Raw genomic sequence first — 17,402 nt, 5'->3', positions numbered from 1 at the left:
TCTAAGCTTGGTACGAACAAATTAATCATTTTTTTCATGAAATGTATAGTTAATAAATAAGTTTTGTCCGGTTCGGTTTAAAAGCCTTAAATAGCTTCCGATTGGATGCAAAGTCAAAATATGGATGTGGGGAGTGAATATGGTGAGAATAATTTTTTCTCGCCAGAAAGATTATGTGGTAGCGAGTCATGAATAGACAGGACTCATCCAGGGGAGACCTGAGACAGACATCTCAACGATTAGAGTGGGAAAAGAGCCTTATGCCTTATACAATTCCTAACAACAGTTGCGTTGGATGTGACAACTGCCGCCCCCAATGTCCTACGGGTGCAATCAAAATAGAGGACAATGAATATTGGGTTGATCCTGGTCTTTGTAATAATTGTGAGGGCTATTATTCAGAACCACAATGTGTAATAGCTTGTCCAACTAAGTCTCCCATTCCTTGGCAGGCAAAAAAGGGGAGATGCAAAGTTGAACCGAGAGATTCTACCAGTTTAGACTTGTTTTCTAACGGCAAGAATAATCCATTTGCTTCTGCGATCGCAATTTGGGAAGCTTGTAATGTACTAGGGCAACGCACATCGCTACATTGGGAAACCGATGAAGACGGGTATCTATGTTACAGCCGGCAAGTTAATCAAGGTAAGGGTGCGATCGCCTTTCACATCCAAGATCCATTCCAAGTTAATGACAAAGCCACCGATATAGCAGCAATTGAGGCGCTTGACATCAGAGCCGCTTGCATACATCTAATTTTTGCGGGTTATGCTACAGCCTTAGAGCAACCTTGGGAGCAAGAATTTGCGATCGATGAACGCCAAATCGAGAAATATTTGGGGATGGAGAAACGCAAAGATTTGAGCAAAGCTGCCAAGCTAGCTTTAATGAAAAATCTTGTCCAGCAAGCTTGCTCCCTGATTATCTCCATTGACTGGCCCCAACAAGGGCGAATTAACGGATTCTCTGTGACAAACAGCCGCTTATGGCACTTAGTAGATATTCAGCACCACTTTCAAGAAGACAATCATGGATGCAAATATCTGATTGGGCTAACTTTTAAAGTCAAAGCAGGCTTATGGGCACAATATTTCTTAAACAAACAAGCATGTAAAGAGCGAACTGCATTCTATCAATATGGTAGTCTCCCTAAAACGCTGCTAACCACAGTTATGAGCATTTGGCAGCAACATGAAGGCGCAGTCCGGTTAATGCTGTGGTTGCTGTTTAAAACCAAAATGGGCAAAGAACAACGCATTACCATTCCTACCTTGCTGCGTATTGCTTACGGTGAAGAAAAAGTCGCCCTTGCATCCAGACAACGGGAAGAACGCAAACGTCTGTTGCGAACCTTTGAAAGCGATTTGGAAATTCTCAATCACTATGGAATGAAGCCACTTTTCGATCCAGTTACTTACCCACCAGAAATTCAACCTTTGTGGGCAAAGTTAATTGATCTTCCTGAAGACCCAGATGAAGCATTAGAATTTTGGACTAACGACGGTGGTTCTGAAACTCGCCTCACAGACACAGGCCCCCGTGGTAAGTGGAATCTGCTCATGAATGCGCGGATTTTAGCTTTTGAACTTCCACCAGAATGGGAACAGCAAATTTCCGAATCGGAAAAAAAGAAAACAAGAACTGCTAAAGCTAAAAAGAAGACCAAAGCTACAAACGATTTACTGGGTGAACAGATTTTGCAGGCGCGAAAAAATTTGAATCTTTCTCAAAGAGAATTGGCGAAACTTACAGGTAAAAGCCAAAGCTGGATTCGAGATATCGAGAATGGTCGTTTAAAAGCCAAATTAGAAGACCAATTACTGTTGCGAAAAGTCTTAAATATGGCTTCATCTTGATTTGAAATTTAAACGTAGAAAGACGCAAAGATTTTATTACGAATTTGTGTAGCGTTATACTAAATACAGTATTTAATTAATTCGTAATGAACTAAACTTAGCAATACTCTGCGTTCCTCTGCGCTTCCCTTTGCGTCCCTCTGCGTTTAAAAACTATCCTCTTTTACGTACTATAACTCATCACCTTACTAGAAGTAATCCAAAAACTACCAACAGCATATTTAGTAACTACCAACTCTCGTGTAGCATTGCATGAACTCTTCAGTTGTTGAGTCTTAGTTTCATCTTTCACAAGTTTAGCCTGGTAAGTGTAGAGAGAACCACAAGGTTGTTCAAAACTAAGTTCAGCTAAAATAGTACTATTATCTAAACTTTGCTCTAAAATTTTGCCTGCAACTTTGTAGTTAAACCAATCCCATCCTTTATAGAGAATTAACTCTCTTTCCAAAACCTGAAGTACAGGAGGTAGAATTCCCCAGCCTCGATAGACTTGATGTAAGCATTGAATATCACCAGTACGAGTCAAAATCGATCTAAACGAATCTTGATCTAGACGACCATAGTATCTTCCTTCTGGCAGGTCTATGATTGTTGGTGCAAACCGATGTCCACCAAAGTGCGATGATTTCCAAATTCGCACATTATCTAAGCACAAATCAGTATTACTTGCTGTCACATGAAAGTAAAACGGAGCGCCATATCTTGCACAACACTTATCATGGCTACCGTGGGTACAAACTAAAATATCTCTAGTTGTACTAGTTTCTACTTCAAAATTAGAATCGATACCCCATATCCACTTTTGGACAACTCCTGCTACTTGCTCAATATTTGCTAGCTTAAACTCTTGCTTCTGGTATCCATTACTTAGCCCATCTTCTTTTTGATAAATCAAAAGCGTAGTGTGATTTACCTTGTGTGAAGCATCATTAGCAATTAAAAGAAATCTAATCGGTAGTTTAGCACGCTTTACTTCCTCTACCAAAATCCTCAAATTCTGAGGTACCCATTTGGAATTAAGGGCTTCTGATGTCCAAGGTAAAGGACACTCAACTAAAATATAAGTTTGATAATTGGTGGCGCTACCAATAACATCTTCTCCTACTTGCCGTGAATCGTCAGAACAAAAAAAAGTATTCATCTCGCTGTACTCATTAGCGTATTTTATGGACAAAAGGTATTACCAAATACATTTGTGTTCTTCACTACAATATCCTTGGCTAAAGGAGATAAAAAAGAACAATATTCATTTCCCTATTAAAATTAGGTAGCCACTTTATAACATCATTATTGATCGAGGTCTTTCCGGTTAATAAATTCTCCACAATAAAGATAAATAGTTTCAAAATAGATTTTTCCGTATGAGCAACGTTAATTTTGTATCTAGTTTTATTGTTATTTGGTATTTTATAAATTTTCACTTGCTTTCTTGGATAAAATCAAACAAATTCAATCTTCTACATAGACGCAATACCTACTTGGAGAGTTACCAAGGATTAACTTGCTGGCAATATCAATGTAGCCGATACTACAACCAAAAATATTGCTGGCAATAAGATACTTGTTTAAAGTTTTGCTGAAGTTATTTATATAGTTAGTTAGCAATCCTGTTTTTATACATAAAAATCTAGTTTTTTGTCTTTCCTTTGAAAAATATATTTCTAAAGACCGATGCGGAATCAGCCAATATAAGTTAAAAAATATTTCGCTCCTATCTGCTTTTAATATATCTATAAGGTTATCCATATTGCAAATAATTCTCAATTAAATTGGAAAAATAAAAACAACCCAATTAGGGGTAAATGCTTTAGCGGTCAATATTTCATCCATGATAAGTTAATGTTGAAAACTAGTGACCAATTATTAACAGCGTCACTTAAATCAACATTGACAAACTTGTTATTTACTTTCTTACCTAATCTAACTTCCTGAAGCTTATGTCAGAGTTTGATGATAGGCATCTGATTTGACTGTAACTGAACTCAATAATAAATGCAAGTATTTGAGAATCTTTATAGTTTTAATTAAGGTAAATGGGCATTTTATAGTAGATATACATCACTTTAACAAGTATTGATTTTTTCAATACAATAGATAGAGTTTTGCAATTGTGACAAATTCTTGCCAGTAGGGTAATCCAAATATCTGTGGCTATGGCGATCGCATATTTTTACTTCCATGCAGAATTGAATCATTTTTTACCACGGCATCACAAGCAGGTGAAAATATCTCATTTTTTTGAGGAGAAAGCCTCAATTAAGGACATGATTGAGTCGTTAGGTGTCCCTCATCCCGAAGTTGATTTTATAAATGTTAATGGTAAATATGTAAATTTTTCTTACATAGTTTCGGATGGAGATGCTATCAATGTTTATCCAATTTCAGCTAGGAGTGTCATTATACCAAGCATTTCTGTTTTCCCAGAACCGCTCAGTATTATTCATTTTGTTGTAGATATCCATTTGGGGAAGCTGGCGACATCTCTACGACTTTTAGGTTTCGATACCTTATACCGCAATGACTACGAAGATGAGAAATTAGCCCAAATATCCTCTAGCCAAGGGCGGATTCTGTTGACTCGTGATAAGGGTCTATTGATGCGTAGTTTGGTAACGCATGGGTACTACGTTAGAAACACTAACCCTCAAGAACAAATTATAGAAGTACTACAACGCTTCGACTTATTTAAATTAATTACACCATTTAAACGGTGTTTGCGTTGCAATGGATTATTAGAATGGGTAGATAAGCAATCCATTATTGAACAAGTGCCAGAAAAAGTGCGATCGCAGATCGATCAATTCCAGCGTTGCCAAGACTGCGATCGCATTTATTGGAAAGGTTCCCATTATGAACGATTGCAACAGTTTATTGATGGAGTACTCAACTCACAAAAAGGTGAGTAACTATTTATCCAGCTGAGATATTCCCACTAATTATTTGACTACCCCCGATTCTGGGATCTTGCTCTTCGCTATTCAGATCATCAGGAGTAGGATTTAGCTTACTCTCTCCACTAACTTCTTCTGGTTCAATAGGATCTGCCTCTTGAGCTTTATCAATATCAAGAGAGCGAGGAGGTTCTTTGGCATGAGAGAAATCGATCAATGGATCGGGTTGCTCAGTATTCATGAGTTGCTAAATAATAGTGTAGTTTTTTCTAGTGTTAAATGTATCTTGAGTGCAAACATCTTTCTTCAGAAAGAAACTACGTTGTGCGATGGTATAAGAAAAGGTGAGTGAATGACATTAATTTTAGCTCTCGATTTTGGTGGTACTAAGCTGGCGGCAGCATTGGTAAATGTTGGTTCTAGAAAGTGGTTGCGTTATGAACGTCGTCTATCACCAGTAGGCGCAAATGCTAGCACTGACTTGGAAATTATGCGATCGCTCATTTACTCGCTGCTAGAAGACGCAAAACCTGCTGCGATCGGTGTCAGCTTTGGCGGCCCGGTTGATGCTTCCACAGGAACGGTGCGGCTATCTCATCATGTGGCTGGATGGGAAAATATTCCTCTCAAAGGGTTGTTGGAGGAGGAGTTCGGTGTTTCTGTTGGTGTAGATAATGATGCCAATGTTGCTGCTTTGGGTGAACACCGCTTTGGTGCTGGACAGGGATACGATAGCCTATTTTATATAACTGTCAGCACTGGTGTAGGTGGTGGTTGGATACTCAATGGCCAGCCTTGGCGGGGCGCTGGTGGGATGGCTGGCGAAATTGGACATATCGTTGTAGATCCGTCTGGGCCAGTATGTTTGTGTGGGAAGCGGGGATGTGTAGAACGTTTGGCTTCGGGGCCTTATATGGCGCAAAATGTTAGGGAAATTTTGGAGAACGAACCGCAGAGGCGCGGAGGATTCAGAGATGGAGAAATATTGAGGGGTTTGGCGGGGGATGATTTAACGTTGTTGACGGGACAGTTGGTAAGTGAAGCGGCGGCGGCTGGGGATGATTTGGCGAAGGAAGTTTTGCACAAGGCTGCTTGGGCGCTGGGTGTGGGTATTGGCAATGTGGCGAATTTGATGAATCCGCAGCGCTTTGTGTTGGGAGGCGGTGTGACAAAAGCGGGGGAGGATTTTTGGCGGGTGGTGCGTCAGGTGGCGCGGGAGACGGCTTTACCGGAGGTTGATTTTGAAATTGTGCCGGCGGTGCTGGGTGATGATGCGCCTTTGTGGGGGGGTGTGGCGATCGCTTCTATGTGAATTTGATTTTTTCTGTAAAATATTTAATCCAGCTACAGTTGTGAAATCTTCTCTTTCTAGACTTTGCGTCCTTTGCGGTTCGTTAAACAAAATAATTTTGTTATTCTGAACGTAGTCAACGAGGGTGAATAATGTCAGTCTACACTTATTGAATAGCTTGGCGAAATTCTCTAATCGTTTCCAAAGGCGAAGATAACAAAAGCCAAGGTATTTTCTAACGTTTGAATCATAATATTTTTCACTCTCGCATTTAGTACTTACGAAATTTATCTTATTTCCATCCTAAATCAAAACCAAATTATCTCGGTGAATAACTGTTTCTGCACCGGCATAACCTAAAATTGTGGAAATTTCTCGTGAATGACAACCACGAATCTTTTGCAGATCATTGCTGTTGTAATTCACAAGTCCTCTGGCAATTTCGTTACCATTACTGTCACACAATTGCACTGCATCCTGTGTGTCAAACTCTCCTTCTACTAACTTAATTCCAGCAGCTAATAACGATTTTCCTGCTAGAGAAATTGCCGCGATCGCACCTTCATCTAAATACAATTTACCCGCAGGTAAAAGTCCGTAAGCTATCCAACGTTTACGCGCCGAAGTTGGTTCAGGTTGCGGTTCAAAATGCGTCCCAATCAGTTCACCTTGGATAATTTTTTCTATATTCTGGGGAAATCGCCCTTGGGTAATTACGGTACGAACTCCCGCCGCGATCGCAATCCTCGCAGCCGAAATTTTTGTCACCATCCCACCAGTACCCCACTGAGAACCTTGGGAACCTATTTGTAATTCAGCTAATTCTTTAATGCTACTAACTAGAGCGATCGGTCGAGCATCTGGGACAGAACGTGGATCGGCTGAGTACAACCTATCGACATCGGTGAGCAAAAATAGCCAATCTGCTTCTATTAAGCTAGCAACTAATGCCGAAAGGGTATCATTATCACCAAATTTTAGTTCGTCTATTGCTACGGTATCATTTTCATTGACTATGGGGATCACTCCCAGTCCCAGTAATTCCTGAAAGGTGTTGTAGGCATTGAGATAGCGGCTGCGCTGTACTAGATCGCTTCGTGTCAGTAATACTTGAGCGATCGCCTGTTGCAGCGTAGTAAACAAATCATCATATATACGGATTAACCTACCTTGTCCGACTGCTGCTACAGCTTGTTTGAGTGCGATCGCTCTAGGACGTTCAGTTAACCCCAACCTTGCACAACCCACACCCACAGCGCCAGAAGAAACCAAAATTACCCGGTGTCCCTGGCTTCTCAAATGGCAAAGTGTTTCCGCCAAGGTAGCGATAGTGGAAAGTGCTAATTGTCCCGTTTCTGCTTGAGTTAGGCTAGAAGTACCGATTTTGACAACAATTGTTTTAGTCATTAGTCATTAGTCATTAGTCATTAGTCATTGGTCATTGGTCATTGGTCATTAGTCATTGGTCATTGAATGACAACGGACGAATGACAACGGACAAATGACAAATGACTAAAGAAATTGTAAAGCGCCAATCCCTCTATAGTGAAGGCTGACGCTTTACAGGTGTATATTTACTTAGTATGAGTTAGGGTCTTTTTTTGCTGACCCCATGTTATTAATACTTATGATCCCCGATTTTTGGCTTCCAGTAAGATTCCTTAACCATTTCTTTAGATTTACTTTCCTGACGATTTCTTAACTTTTATGAATCTTGCTTTTCTTGGGGGTAATAGAGGCTCCTAAGATTTCAGAGATCCAAACTTCAAAATTGCGGACGGGATGAGAGCGGAGGGCTGCGTCTGCATGGACAATCGGCTCAACTAGAATGGTAAACATCCCCAGGCGATTACCTGCTATGACATCAGTAAATAAGCGATCGCCTACCATCCCCACTAGATGCACTGGTAGATCCATTGTTCTGACTGCTGCCCTAATTTTGCGTCGAGAGGGCTTGGCTGCACCCAAATAGTAAGGTAAATTGAGCGATCGCGCAATTCCCCCAATTCGTGCTTCACTCAGGTTATTACTTACCAAACACAATGCAGTACAGGTGCGAATTTGCTCCACCCATTCTCGTAGTTCTGGCGAAGCCATCCCTACTGTAAAGGGTACTAAGGTTTCGTCTACATCCAACACCAGCCCTTTCAGCCCGTATTTTTGGATAATATCTGGTGTTAGATTCAACACTGAACCTTCTAAAATTAAGTCAGGTTGCAAAAGGTTGTTCCAGGCCATAGTCACCAGTCAAATTTAAATAGCTCAGACAAATGAGCATAACCCAATATAGTTTAGTTAGTCGAACTGCATTCTGGAATATCTCCCTGAACATTTTGAGATAAAATCCCTAATATCTTATCTATCTCTTTGATGTAATAATTACTCAAATCAATAAATATATCGTTTTCTTCTAACTTCAAAAACTTCCAAATATCCCCTGTAGTTACTGCGCCGTAAATTTTTCTGATTTCATTTCCTTCTTGTTGATTAAACAATTGTGCTGCCAACATTGCGGCTGCACATTGACCTAATTCACCTTTAATATTTTCATTTTTGGCTTCAATAATAACCACTACAGGCACATTAATTGTTAGTTGCTCTCTAGAACGACTGATGATAAAGTCACAGTATCCATTCAGACCGTTTTCTACATCTACATTAAAATCTGTTCCCGAAAATAAACTAATTGGGTAATTACCCCTGCGTCTTACCTCCAACAATATCGGAGTGATAATCATTTCTGAACGAGCTTTTTCAGTATTAATTGCTAAAGCCAGTTCTGTAGTTTCTTCTAAAGAGTTTTTGAGTTTATCACTTGCCTGTAAAGGTTCTATGTCGGCACATAAATCAGTTTCTTCATCAATGCGGATGCTGAATGACTTTTTAAATTTACTTAATGTAAAGTCGCTATAAGCCATTTTCAGCACCTCATGGTAATTTTTTATTTTAGATTAAAAATCCTTGCCAAAATGCTTTTTTCAGAATCTTAAACAACACAAATTACCCCAATTTTGTGTCAATGTTTCATTGCTTCCAGATTTAATGGGATATGGTAAAAGGTTTAGGTAGATTTCGATTAAAATAAAAATTCAAAATGAAAATGTAACATTTTGAATTTTTATTTTTATTCTACTTCATTAAAAAGATGTTCCTCTAACAGGGGTTGCACTTTGCGAAACTCCTCTGGAGAGAGTAATTCCGGTTCACCTGTTTTTGTTATCCGTGCAAAAAACAACAGGGGATCGAGAGGTGTATAAATTGCATACTCCTGATCTTCGTCATAGAAGCTAGCAAGTAGCTGTAATTGCTCTGGATCTAAATCTGCCTCTTCGTCTTCAATTTCTAAGGTGAAGAGTTCTGATTCTTCAACTGGCGGTAAATCACCTGCAACTGTCAAAGCATAAGCTGTGTTCTTCAATATCAGATTCTGCTCAGATAGTACAGCTTGGGCAGTGGCAAAAATTTGCTCAATGATGTTGTCGTCTTCTACCAGAACCGCTTCTTCTTCCTCGTCGTCGCCTTCCCAAGAAAAAATCTCTACAGGTGAGTCTACAGGAAGAAGTAAAACATATTCTTGTCCATCGACCTCAAGGGAATGCTCTACATAACATTCGAGCGATCGCCCTTTTTCATCGGTTAAAGTGATGGAACCCGCATGAGCGTTATCATTTTCTTCAGGAAATGGAGGAGAAAACATAGCCGAAATGTAAAAATTTAATAAATACCAGCAAGTTGAGAAATCGCTTAACTATTTAATGATATCTTGTGTCAACAAAATAGCTTTACACGTAGATACAACTGCTAGCTAATCGTTTTTCAGAATATCATGTTAAAAGGTATCAATATTCAATAACCGCAACTGAACTGCGGGAACTAGCACGCTTAACATCCAGCCATTGTTGCAAAATCAAAGCGGCTGCCTTGCGGTCAATTAAACCTTTATGGCGTGATGGAGAGCGGTTTTCAGCAATTAGCAGTTGCTCTGCTTGAAATGAAGTTAATCGCTCATCCACATATTCCACAGGCAGTTTCAAGGCTTTACTAAGTCTTGTAGTAAATTTTTGAACTTGACGCGCTTGAAATCCTATAGAGCCATCCATTGAATAAGGTAAGCCCATAACTAGGATTTGCACCTCGCGTTCATTAACTATTTGCCGGATTTGCTCGACATCCTGCTCAAAAGATGTGCGCTCAATTGTGGTGATCCCAGTGGCAATTAAACCCGTGCGATCGCACCCAGCCACACCAATCCGCTTGCGACCAAAATCTAGTCCCAAGGCTGAAATAAAGGGTTTTGGCTGCTCCTGGGATATCACTAATTCTCCTGCTCTGCATCTGCTGATTCAGGAATCGGCGATGCTTCTATGCTTGGGTTTTTTACCGAAAAGTTAATTGGTTCTGACTTAATTGGCAGTGGTTTATCTGACGATGGCAGCTTTCCTGGTTGTATCCATGACATTCCACCTGGTATGGGTTTACGTGCTGGTTGTAAACCTTGCAGCATATCAGTCCACTGAATTCCTTCTAAGGAGACGAATTTAGACTCTCGTAGCTTATGCCACACAGAGCGAGACATAACTAATGTATGTTCTATGCGTTTTGCCCCAATTCGCTCCAAATATTCTTCTCGCTCTGCCTGATAATCAGAGGAGGCTAGTTGTAACCCCTGCTGAGGAAAATCTTGGGCAATCCGAGCCAGTTGAGATAACAATTCTGGATACAGCCAGGTGTAAGCAGGATGAACCGTCAACGTTGCCACGTGGGGAACTTCACCCTTCCGGTCAAGTTGCACCTGAAAATACCCGATCGCAGCTTTGCGTTGGGGTTCAAATACATAACCACTGACTATTTCTGTTTTCGTCAGCCATTGCTTCACTGCATCAGTCAGAGCGCCGAATAAACTGGTTTTGAAGTCGCGGGTATTGCGGTCAAAAACTTGACGTACCAAAGGTGGCATAGATGCCGTATCTAGTTGATATAGCAGCTGGGCATCAGCATTACTCACTGGCAAAAGGTTGGGTAAATCTGGCTCTGCTTGTGCCAATTCAGCCAGTAATTCTGGCCCAATTTCCCAATACGTCATTTCTGCCAGACGCTGGAATCCATTTTGGCGATATAGTGCCAGCGCCTCTATGTCATTGATGTTAACTTCCAGTAGCCAAGTGCGAGCTTCCAAAATCGATTCAAAGCAATGACGCAAAAGTTGCGAACCAATTCCTTGTTTATCGACACCACGCTCTAACAGCACTTGATCGATGCGCCAAGTGCTGCGTGTCCGGTTAAAGGGTGACACTTGAATCATTCCTAGAAGCATCCGCCCTTGCTCTGCCACATAAGCACAGAGCCGATACTGGAGTGGGTTAGGAAACCAACTCAAAAACTTGAGTAATCCATACCAGCGACGTAGCATGAGCATCTGGCTGATGGCAAAACCTGCTCCCTGGGGAGTAAGGGCTGCGAATGACTCTTGAGTTATGCGCTCAATTCCGTCCAGATCCCGGTATTGGACTGGTCGGATAACAACGCTGAGGTTTCTGGGAAGTAATGAAGTCATTTTTATTCGAGCCGCTATTTAGCCTTAACTAACTGCTCTTCAAAGGAACTGCTGCAATAATATTAACTGCTTTCTGCCCTTTACTAGTGCGTCAAAAGTGTGATTTGAGTAATTTAATACTTAAAAAAGCAGAAAAGCAGACCTTGTGAGAACACCATTGGCGTTAACCTAACAACATCTGCCTTTATTTTATTTGAATTTTGATTAAAATTTGTATATATTTACAGCCCTTGTCGAGAAACTAGCTTTTCAAAGTGGGCTTGGGTTTGATGGAGTAATTGCTGACGACTATCTACCAGTGTTTGTTTCAGGGATGGAACAAGATTGCGAGCTTGCAGAGTCATGTGAAGTTGCAGGTTGGCAACATATTCACTGAAATCTTGATTCACTTCATCTGCGCCCGCATCTGTTAATAAATTTGATTCCATTGCCACTGTGTTCTCCTGTGTTAATCCTGTGCTATTTCTCTTCATGAGAAAAAATTATCATGTTGTTTGGACTAACTTCTTAATTTGCAATGAAGTTTAACGCTTCTTATCACCGATAACTCGCCCAGGACGGAGGCATGGGCGACCAACTCCTACCAACTCCTATGGTTTTACCGCTCTTTGTTCCATCAGTAGGTCAAATACGACCGCTTCATGGCGTTTGCCAGCACTGATTAAGTGCTTTGGATTTTTGAATAATGCGTTTTGTGCAGCACTACCCTGATCGCATCAGGGTCTACAACCTTTTTATGCAAAAACTGCAAGGAAGGAACCACAAAAGGAGATGGCTTTTCTGTAAAATACCTACTGCGTCTACACATAAGGGACTTTCAAATAAAAAATACTCAAAAAACTGGCGAAAAAACTCTCTCCTGCTTATTCCTCTATGTTCTCTGTGTGTCTGTGGTTCGTTTATTTGGATAATTTATTTCTTGGAAGTCCCTAACTTTCACGCCGCGTATCTCGGTTCAATACCTTAAATACGTCCATACGTTTGAGTAAGAGCTTTTAAGTAGTCCCCTAAAGAATCGGTTAAAGCATTTAACTCATAACGCCACACCCAGTTTCCGCTAGATTGACCAGGTATATTCATACGGGCTTCACTTCCTAAACCAAACAAGTCTTGGACAGGAATAATAGCTTGATTAGCCACAGAACTCATAGCCATACGGTTGAAATCCCAATGAATGCCTTGACTACTAAAATCTCCTAAATAGTTGATTACAGCTTTTTGCTGATTTTCGCAGAGCTTCTCAAACCAGCCTATAATAGTGTCGTTGTCGTGATTACCAGTATAAACAACACAATTTTGAGTATAGTTAAACGGAAGGTTAACATTATCTGAATTGGTATCAAAAGCAAACTGTAACACTTTTAAACCAGGGAAGTTAAATTTATTTCGCAGTTGATCAACTTCTGAAGTAGTAGTTCCAATATCTTCTGCTATGACAGGTAAATAACCTAGTTCTTTCAAAAGTATGTTAAAAAGGGAGTCTCCTGGTGCTTTTATACATTCTCCATTTATTGCTGTAGTTTCTCCTTGAGGAACTTGCCAATAAGCCTCAAAACCTCGGAAGTGATCGATACGGATTAAGTCTACATAAGCTAGTAAGTTATTAAAACGCTGTATCCACCATCGAAAATTGTTGGATTGCAAGTAATTCCAGTTATATAACGGGTTTCCCCAAATTTGTCCCGTTGAGGAAAAGAAATCTGGAGGTGCTCCAGCGATGAAAGTCAGTTCTCCAGTTTTAGGATTCAATTGAAAATTTTCTGGTTCAGCCCAAACATCTGCACTGTCATGAGCTACATAGAATGGGATATCTCCAATAATTTGGACACCCCGCCGAGCAGCATAGCCTCGCAACTCTGACCACTGCTGCCAAAACAAAAACTGTAAAAATTTATTAAAAGCAATTTCATCTTGCAAATGCTTTTGATAGTGTTTTAAAGCTTGAGGTTGTCGCCCAGCAATATCTGCTTCCCAGCAATACCAAGGTAAGTTATCGTGAGTCTTTTTAAGAGCCATAAATAAGGCATAATCTTCCAGCCAACTTTCCTATTTTTGGCAAACTCTACTAATGCATGTTGTCGAGATTTATTTAGCTGAAAGTTCTTCCAAGCCTGTCGTAGTAATGGAAATTTGTTTTTTATAACCTGTTCGTAATTAACCTTATGAATTGAAAATTTAGGTAGTTTAGCTAAATCTTCCTCCTTAAGAAGACCTTCTTCTTGAAGCTTTTCTAAACTAATTAAAAGAGGATTAACTGCCATAGCTGAGTAGACCATATAGGGAGAATTACCATAACCAGTAGGTCCTAAAGGAAGAATCTGCCACAGTGTCTGCTTGGAATGACTTAGGAAATCAATAAATCTATAAGCTTGAAAACCTAAATCTCCAATGCCAAAAGGACTAGGCAAGGAAGTTATATAAAGCAGTAAGCCACTGGCTCTAGGATAGGGTGGGGCTAGAAAAGAGCTTCTTTTCATGTCAGTTAAAAATAATTAGGTTGAAGTTCTGGCTATTAGTTAACTAAGACCTTTATTGCAATTAAAATTGAGCAGAATTAATACTTTTATCGTATTAAAGTTTATAGGATTAGCCTTAATAGTATACAATCATCAAACTTTAATTACTTTATAGGTTTAGTAATCGTTTGAAGTCTTCGGTATTCTTGACTTAGCTCCAAATCACAAAAGCGATTGCTTCCCTTGAGCAAATCCGCAATGTCGAGCGATCGCCCAAAACAAAACCCCCAGTACGACTACTGGGGGTTAGTTATTTTTTGAACCATAGTCACCATTTCAAACACCTTGATAATGCTGGGAAAACAATAAGTAAGAATTTCCATTCAAGACTCGTTACTCTTTGCTCGGCAATGTTTTGGTGACTCTTTCCAATGCCCATTAAAATCTTAAACCAACACCACCTTGTACAGAGATAGCTGTACCACCGCTATCACGGTAGGCATCAAAAGCAATAATAGCGTTGCCAAAAAGCACAGTATTGCTATTTGGGATCATATAATCAATTCCTGGTTGTAAAGCAAAACTGATTTTGTCGCCCACAGGAGAAGATCCACCACCACCAGCCAACACTAACCCAGCACCCAGGTATGCATCAGCTTGCCAGTTAAGAGGAAAATCGTAAGAAACGGTTGGCACAACTGCCGTATTATTACCAATTAATACTTGGGCACGCAGTGAAAGCGGTGCTTCCAAAAGCTTGTAGCGCCCAGCTATTACTCCCCCGAATTGGATACCATCAGTAAAACCAACAGTGGGGCCTATACCTATATAACTGCCATAAGCTACTTGAGCTTGTGCTGGTTTCGTACTAGCCAGACTCAAAACCAAGCTAGCTCCCAAAATTGAAACCAAATATGGAACATACTTCATAACCGACTCCTCACACCATTTTGTTATTGGGCATTGGGCAATGGGCATTGGGCATTATTATTCTTCCCTTGTCTCCTTTGTTTCTCTCATCCTCCCCTGCCCCTCTGCCCCCTTCCATTCTACGGGCAACGAGGATGAATGCCTCCTTGAGTACAAATGTATGCTAGTTGCTTGGAATCTAAATTTTTGGCTTGAGAAAAATCAACCCCTTGGACTACGGCAGATACTGAGCCTAAATCCGGGGTTTTGACAAATTGATCTGCTGGATCTTCTTTGCTAGGGGCGAGAATTGCCCCCTTAAAATCTGCTCCTGCCACATTTGCCCCCCGTAAATCTGCAAGACTTAGGTCAGCATTTTGTAAGTTAACGTTTTCCATCTGAGCAGAACGCAAAACAGCACCAGCTAAACGAGTGGCGCTCAGGTTAGCATTGCTGAGATTAGCACGATCCAAATAGGCTCCTGATAAATCTGCTCCTTGCCAATCAGTGTTAGTTAAGTTGGCAAAGGATAATTGCGTTCCTATAGCAGTGACACGACCTAAACGGGCAGCGTAAAGATTGGCTTCGTTCAATTTAGCATCACCTAAATCAGCCCCAGTTAAGCTGGCTCTTTCCAAAACTGCGTTTCGCAGATCGGCTCCTACTAGTTGGGTGCTGTTGAGTTTAGCGTCATATAGACGCGCGTTAGATAAGTTGGCTCTGTTGAGAGTGGCGCGGCTCAAATCGATCCGGTTCATCAAGACGCGACTGAGGTTAGCATCAGTAAGATTGGCTTGCTGCAACTGAGCTTGGCTTAAATCAGCTATTACATCGTCGTAGGTATCCCAGCGTCCATCTTCACCTGCACCCCGAAAGCGGCTGCCCTTAAAGCTGGCTTGGTTAAGATTTGCAGATTTAAACTTAACTCCTGATAAATCAAGGTTGTCTAGTACCAAGTTGAAGAATGAACTTCCTGGAGTACCGCTTTGACCTAATTGGGTGCTACTAAGGTCAACGCCTTCCATTTTTCCGCTATACACAGAGAGAATTTTGTTGATCGTTCTCTGGTTTCTTTGTAGCCGCCCTTGTCGCAATTCTCGCTCTTTTGTTGCAGCACTGCCCACAGACTCCAGTTCGCTAACCAAAAACTGATTCTTATTTTTTAATTCGGGGATAGCTTGGGGCCCGACAGTTGTCAAAGATTGTTGAATGGTATCCAAGAGGCTGGGGTTGGTTTCGCTAACCAATAAATCCGCTAGAAATTTTATGGATTGTGGATCGTTAAGACCACCCATAGCCAGAATTGCACTTTGGCGTTGCTCATTAGTCGCCCCAGAGTTGGGAGTTAATTGTTTGACAAGTTCGAGGAACTGTTGGCTATTAATTTGCTTAGTTGCTCGCTGGGATTGTTGAATTTGGATATAAACTTGAGTGCCGATTAAAGTTGCCAACACAGCCGTCATACTCGTTAGTCCTACCCCAAACAAAGTCAGGTTAGGATTTTGCTGTATCCGCCGCCACAGGTTGGGTGAATGGTTGGTTTCGGCTGCCGTTAATTCTTCTTCTTGCCCTTCTGCTCCATTATTACCGTCAGCAGATTGAGCTTGTCTGTTGTTAGCTAAGAGTGAGGATGGTAAGGGACGAGTCGTATCTATTGTATAAGTGCCTGCAAGTTGATCGTGCAGGGCGCGACGGCCCCGGCGCGACGGTAAGCCGATCCCTTCACCCACAATCATTAATAAAGACAAAAATGTGAATAATCCTAAATTCGGAAAAGCAAAGCTGTAGCGCCACAGCAGATAGGCGATGGAAATAGGTACAGTCCAACGTCCAACTCCTTCTCGAATTACAACTGCTCCCAATCCGGGAGGCTTCCCTTGCTCGTTGACAACCCGCACCTTGAACCAGCGTTTCGGAATTGTCCTACCAGTCTTAGCTAATAAGTACAATTGCCAGCATGAGAGAGTTACAGGCGCTAACAGGGCGATTGTCCACAAAATATTAGTCGGCCATGCCACGTTACGGATACCATAGCTCACAGGCAGAGCTAGGGGTCTAGCGATCGCTCTTTCCGTAACTACCAGCACGGGGTTAAGAGGTACTCGGTTAAGATCGCTTCTAGAATTGGCATAAACACCAATGCCGAAGGGAATCAACCCACTGGCAACCACTAGTGTGATTTCAGCCGCCCAAGCAGCAAAACGCCTACTTGCTAGCAACATTGAACTGGCTCTTTCCGGTTCTTTTGACTGACCAGATTGATTACTACTTCTCCTCACAATTGGTGATGTCATCAGATAATTCCCTTTGATATTATTTTTACGCCGCGATCGGCACAATTAAAATAGACTAAGCTAATTGGCAAAAAGAAAAGCATATTGAAATAGAATTCAGGAGTTATGAGAGTCAGGAGCCTTTTGTATTATGACTCCTGACTCTCATAAC

At 41.1% G+C, this 17,402-nt stretch carries 16 protein-coding genes; 3 read left to right on the top strand and 13 right to left on the bottom strand.

The annotated features are described in order from the left end of the window. Positions 1-260: 260 nt before the first annotated feature. Positions 261-1,856, top strand: a complete 1,596-nt coding sequence (locus NPUN_RS01710) for a helix-turn-helix domain-containing protein (RefSeq protein ID WP_012407143.1) — start codon at positions 261-263, stop codon at positions 1,854-1,856. Positions 1,857-2,019: 163 nt separating this feature from the next. On the opposite strand, the gene NPUN_RS01705 is transcribed toward NPUN_RS01710, so the two are convergent. Continuing rightward, positions 2,020-2,997 (bottom strand): sucrase ferredoxin, encoded by a 978-nt coding sequence (locus NPUN_RS01705; protein WP_012407142.1) that lies wholly within the window; start codon positions 2,995-2,997, stop codon positions 2,020-2,022. Positions 2,998-4,009: 1,012 nt separating this feature from the next. Between NPUN_RS01705 and NPUN_RS01695 the strand changes: the two genes are divergently transcribed. Next, on the top strand, positions 4,010-4,762 hold the full coding sequence (locus NPUN_RS01695) for a Mut7-C RNAse domain-containing protein (protein WP_012407140.1): 753 nt from the start codon (positions 4,010-4,012) through the stop codon (positions 4,760-4,762). A gap of 4 nt (positions 4,763-4,766) precedes the next feature. On the opposite strand, the gene NPUN_RS01690 is transcribed toward NPUN_RS01695, so the two are convergent. Next, on the bottom strand, positions 4,767-4,988 hold the full coding sequence (locus NPUN_RS01690) for a hypothetical protein (RefSeq protein WP_012407139.1): 222 nt from the start codon (positions 4,986-4,988) through the stop codon (positions 4,767-4,769). A gap of 111 nt (positions 4,989-5,099) precedes the next feature. On the opposite strand from NPUN_RS01690, the gene NPUN_RS01685 reads away from it, so the two are divergent. After that, the gene (locus NPUN_RS01685) at positions 5,100-6,059 is read left to right on the top strand and encodes an ROK family protein (protein ID WP_012407138.1); all 960 of its coding nucleotides are present in this window, start codon (positions 5,100-5,102) and stop codon (positions 6,057-6,059) included. Positions 6,060-6,341: 282 nt separating this feature from the next. Here the strand turns inward: NPUN_RS01685 and proB are convergent, their stop codons facing one another. The 11 genes from proB to NPUN_RS01635 form a co-directional block, all read right to left on the bottom strand. Further along, positions 6,342-7,445, bottom strand: coding sequence for a glutamate 5-kinase (proB, locus tag NPUN_RS01680; protein ID WP_012407137.1), 1,104 nt, complete (start codon positions 7,443-7,445; stop codon positions 6,342-6,344). A 291-nt stretch (positions 7,446-7,736) separates the two neighbouring features. Then, positions 7,737-8,276, bottom strand: a complete 540-nt coding sequence (locus tag NPUN_RS01675) for a YqeG family HAD IIIA-type phosphatase (RefSeq protein WP_012407136.1) — start codon at positions 8,274-8,276, stop codon at positions 7,737-7,739. Between the two features lie 53 nt (positions 8,277-8,329). After that, positions 8,330-8,956: a hypothetical protein gene (locus NPUN_RS01670; protein ID WP_012407135.1), complete on the bottom strand. Its 627-nt coding sequence runs from the start codon at positions 8,954-8,956 to the stop codon at positions 8,330-8,332. Positions 8,957-9,162: 206 nt separating this feature from the next. Beyond that, complete coding sequence (locus tag NPUN_RS01665; protein ID WP_012407134.1) at positions 9,163-9,735, bottom strand: DUF3727 domain-containing protein; 573 nt, start codon at positions 9,733-9,735, stop codon at positions 9,163-9,165. A gap of 142 nt (positions 9,736-9,877) precedes the next feature. Then, positions 9,878-10,354, bottom strand: coding sequence for a Holliday junction resolvase RuvX (gene ruvX / locus NPUN_RS01660; RefSeq protein ID WP_012407133.1), 477 nt, complete (start codon positions 10,352-10,354; stop codon positions 9,878-9,880). Then, positions 10,354-11,592: a GNAT family N-acetyltransferase gene (locus tag NPUN_RS01655; protein ID WP_012407132.1), complete on the bottom strand. Its 1,239-nt coding sequence runs from the start codon at positions 11,590-11,592 to the stop codon at positions 10,354-10,356. The genes ruvX and NPUN_RS01655 overlap by 1 nt, the downstream gene beginning before the upstream one ends. A 221-nt stretch (positions 11,593-11,813) precedes the next feature. After that, a complete protein-coding gene (locus NPUN_RS01650; protein ID WP_012407131.1) occupies positions 11,814-12,020 on the bottom strand; it encodes a hypothetical protein in 207 nt (68 codons plus the stop codon). A gap of 535 nt (positions 12,021-12,555) precedes the next feature. Beyond that, positions 12,556-13,608 (bottom strand): 4-alpha-glucanotransferase, encoded by a 1,053-nt coding sequence (gene malQ, locus NPUN_RS01645; protein WP_336884919.1) that lies wholly within the window; start codon positions 13,606-13,608, stop codon positions 12,556-12,558. Beyond that, complete coding sequence (locus NPUN_RS44420; RefSeq protein ID WP_336884918.1) at positions 13,527-14,000, bottom strand: 4-alpha-glucanotransferase; 474 nt, start codon at positions 13,998-14,000, stop codon at positions 13,527-13,529. The genes malQ and NPUN_RS44420 overlap by 82 nt, the downstream gene beginning before the upstream one ends. Positions 14,001-14,486: 486 nt before the next feature. Continuing rightward, positions 14,487-14,978: a hypothetical protein gene (locus NPUN_RS01640; RefSeq protein ID WP_012407130.1), complete on the bottom strand. Its 492-nt coding sequence runs from the start codon at positions 14,976-14,978 to the stop codon at positions 14,487-14,489. A gap of 119 nt (positions 14,979-15,097) precedes the next feature. Continuing rightward, positions 15,098-17,251 carry a pentapeptide repeat-containing protein gene (locus NPUN_RS01635; protein WP_012407129.1) on the bottom strand — a complete coding sequence of 718 codons (2,154 nt, stop codon included), beginning with the start codon at positions 17,249-17,251 and terminating at the stop codon, positions 15,098-15,100. Between the last annotated feature and the right edge of the window lie 151 nt (positions 17,252-17,402).

Source organism: Nostoc punctiforme PCC 73102, assembly GCF_000020025.1.
GTDB classification, from domain to species: Bacteria; Cyanobacteriota; Cyanobacteriia; order Cyanobacteriales; family Nostocaceae; genus Nostoc; species Nostoc punctiforme.
Note: the sequence above shows the minus strand (reverse complement) of the source record. Positions and strands in the feature narration are given on the sequence as shown.

Bases quoted from the DNA above. Each gene is read 5' to 3' on its own strand.
- NPUN_RS01710 (WP_012407143.1), top strand. From the start codon at position 261: ATGCCTTATACAATTCCTAACAACAGTTGCGTTGGATGTGACAACTGC.
- NPUN_RS01705 (WP_012407142.1), bottom strand. From the start codon at position 2,997: ATGAATACTTTTTTTTGTTCTGACGATTCACGGCAAGTAGGAGAAGAT.
- NPUN_RS01695 (WP_012407140.1), top strand. From the start codon at position 4,010: ATGGCGATCGCATATTTTTACTTCCATGCAGAATTGAATCATTTTTTA.
- NPUN_RS01690 (WP_012407139.1), bottom strand. From the start codon at position 4,988: ATGAATACTGAGCAACCCGATCCATTGATCGATTTCTCTCATGCCAAA.
- NPUN_RS01685 (WP_012407138.1), top strand. From the start codon at position 5,100: ATGACATTAATTTTAGCTCTCGATTTTGGTGGTACTAAGCTGGCGGCA.
- proB (WP_012407137.1), bottom strand. From the start codon at position 7,445: ATGACTAAAACAATTGTTGTCAAAATCGGTACTTCTAGCCTAACTCAA.
- NPUN_RS01675 (WP_012407136.1), bottom strand. From the start codon at position 8,276: ATGGCCTGGAACAACCTTTTGCAACCTGACTTAATTTTAGAAGGTTCA.
- NPUN_RS01670 (WP_012407135.1), bottom strand. From the start codon at position 8,956: ATGGCTTATAGCGACTTTACATTAAGTAAATTTAAAAAGTCATTCAGC.
- NPUN_RS01665 (WP_012407134.1), bottom strand. From the start codon at position 9,735: ATGTTTTCTCCTCCATTTCCTGAAGAAAATGATAACGCTCATGCGGGT.
- NPUN_RS01655 (WP_012407132.1), bottom strand. From the start codon at position 11,592: ATGACTTCATTACTTCCCAGAAACCTCAGCGTTGTTATCCGACCAGTC.
- NPUN_RS01650 (WP_012407131.1), bottom strand. From the start codon at position 12,020: ATGGAATCAAATTTATTAACAGATGCGGGCGCAGATGAAGTGAATCAA.
- malQ (WP_336884919.1), bottom strand. From the start codon at position 13,608: ATGGCTCTTAAAAAGACTCACGATAACTTACCTTGGTATTGCTGGGAA.
- NPUN_RS01640 (WP_012407130.1), bottom strand. From the start codon at position 14,978: ATGAAGTATGTTCCATATTTGGTTTCAATTTTGGGAGCTAGCTTGGTT.
- NPUN_RS01635 (WP_012407129.1), bottom strand. From the start codon at position 17,251: ATGACATCACCAATTGTGAGGAGAAGTAGTAATCAATCTGGTCAGTCA.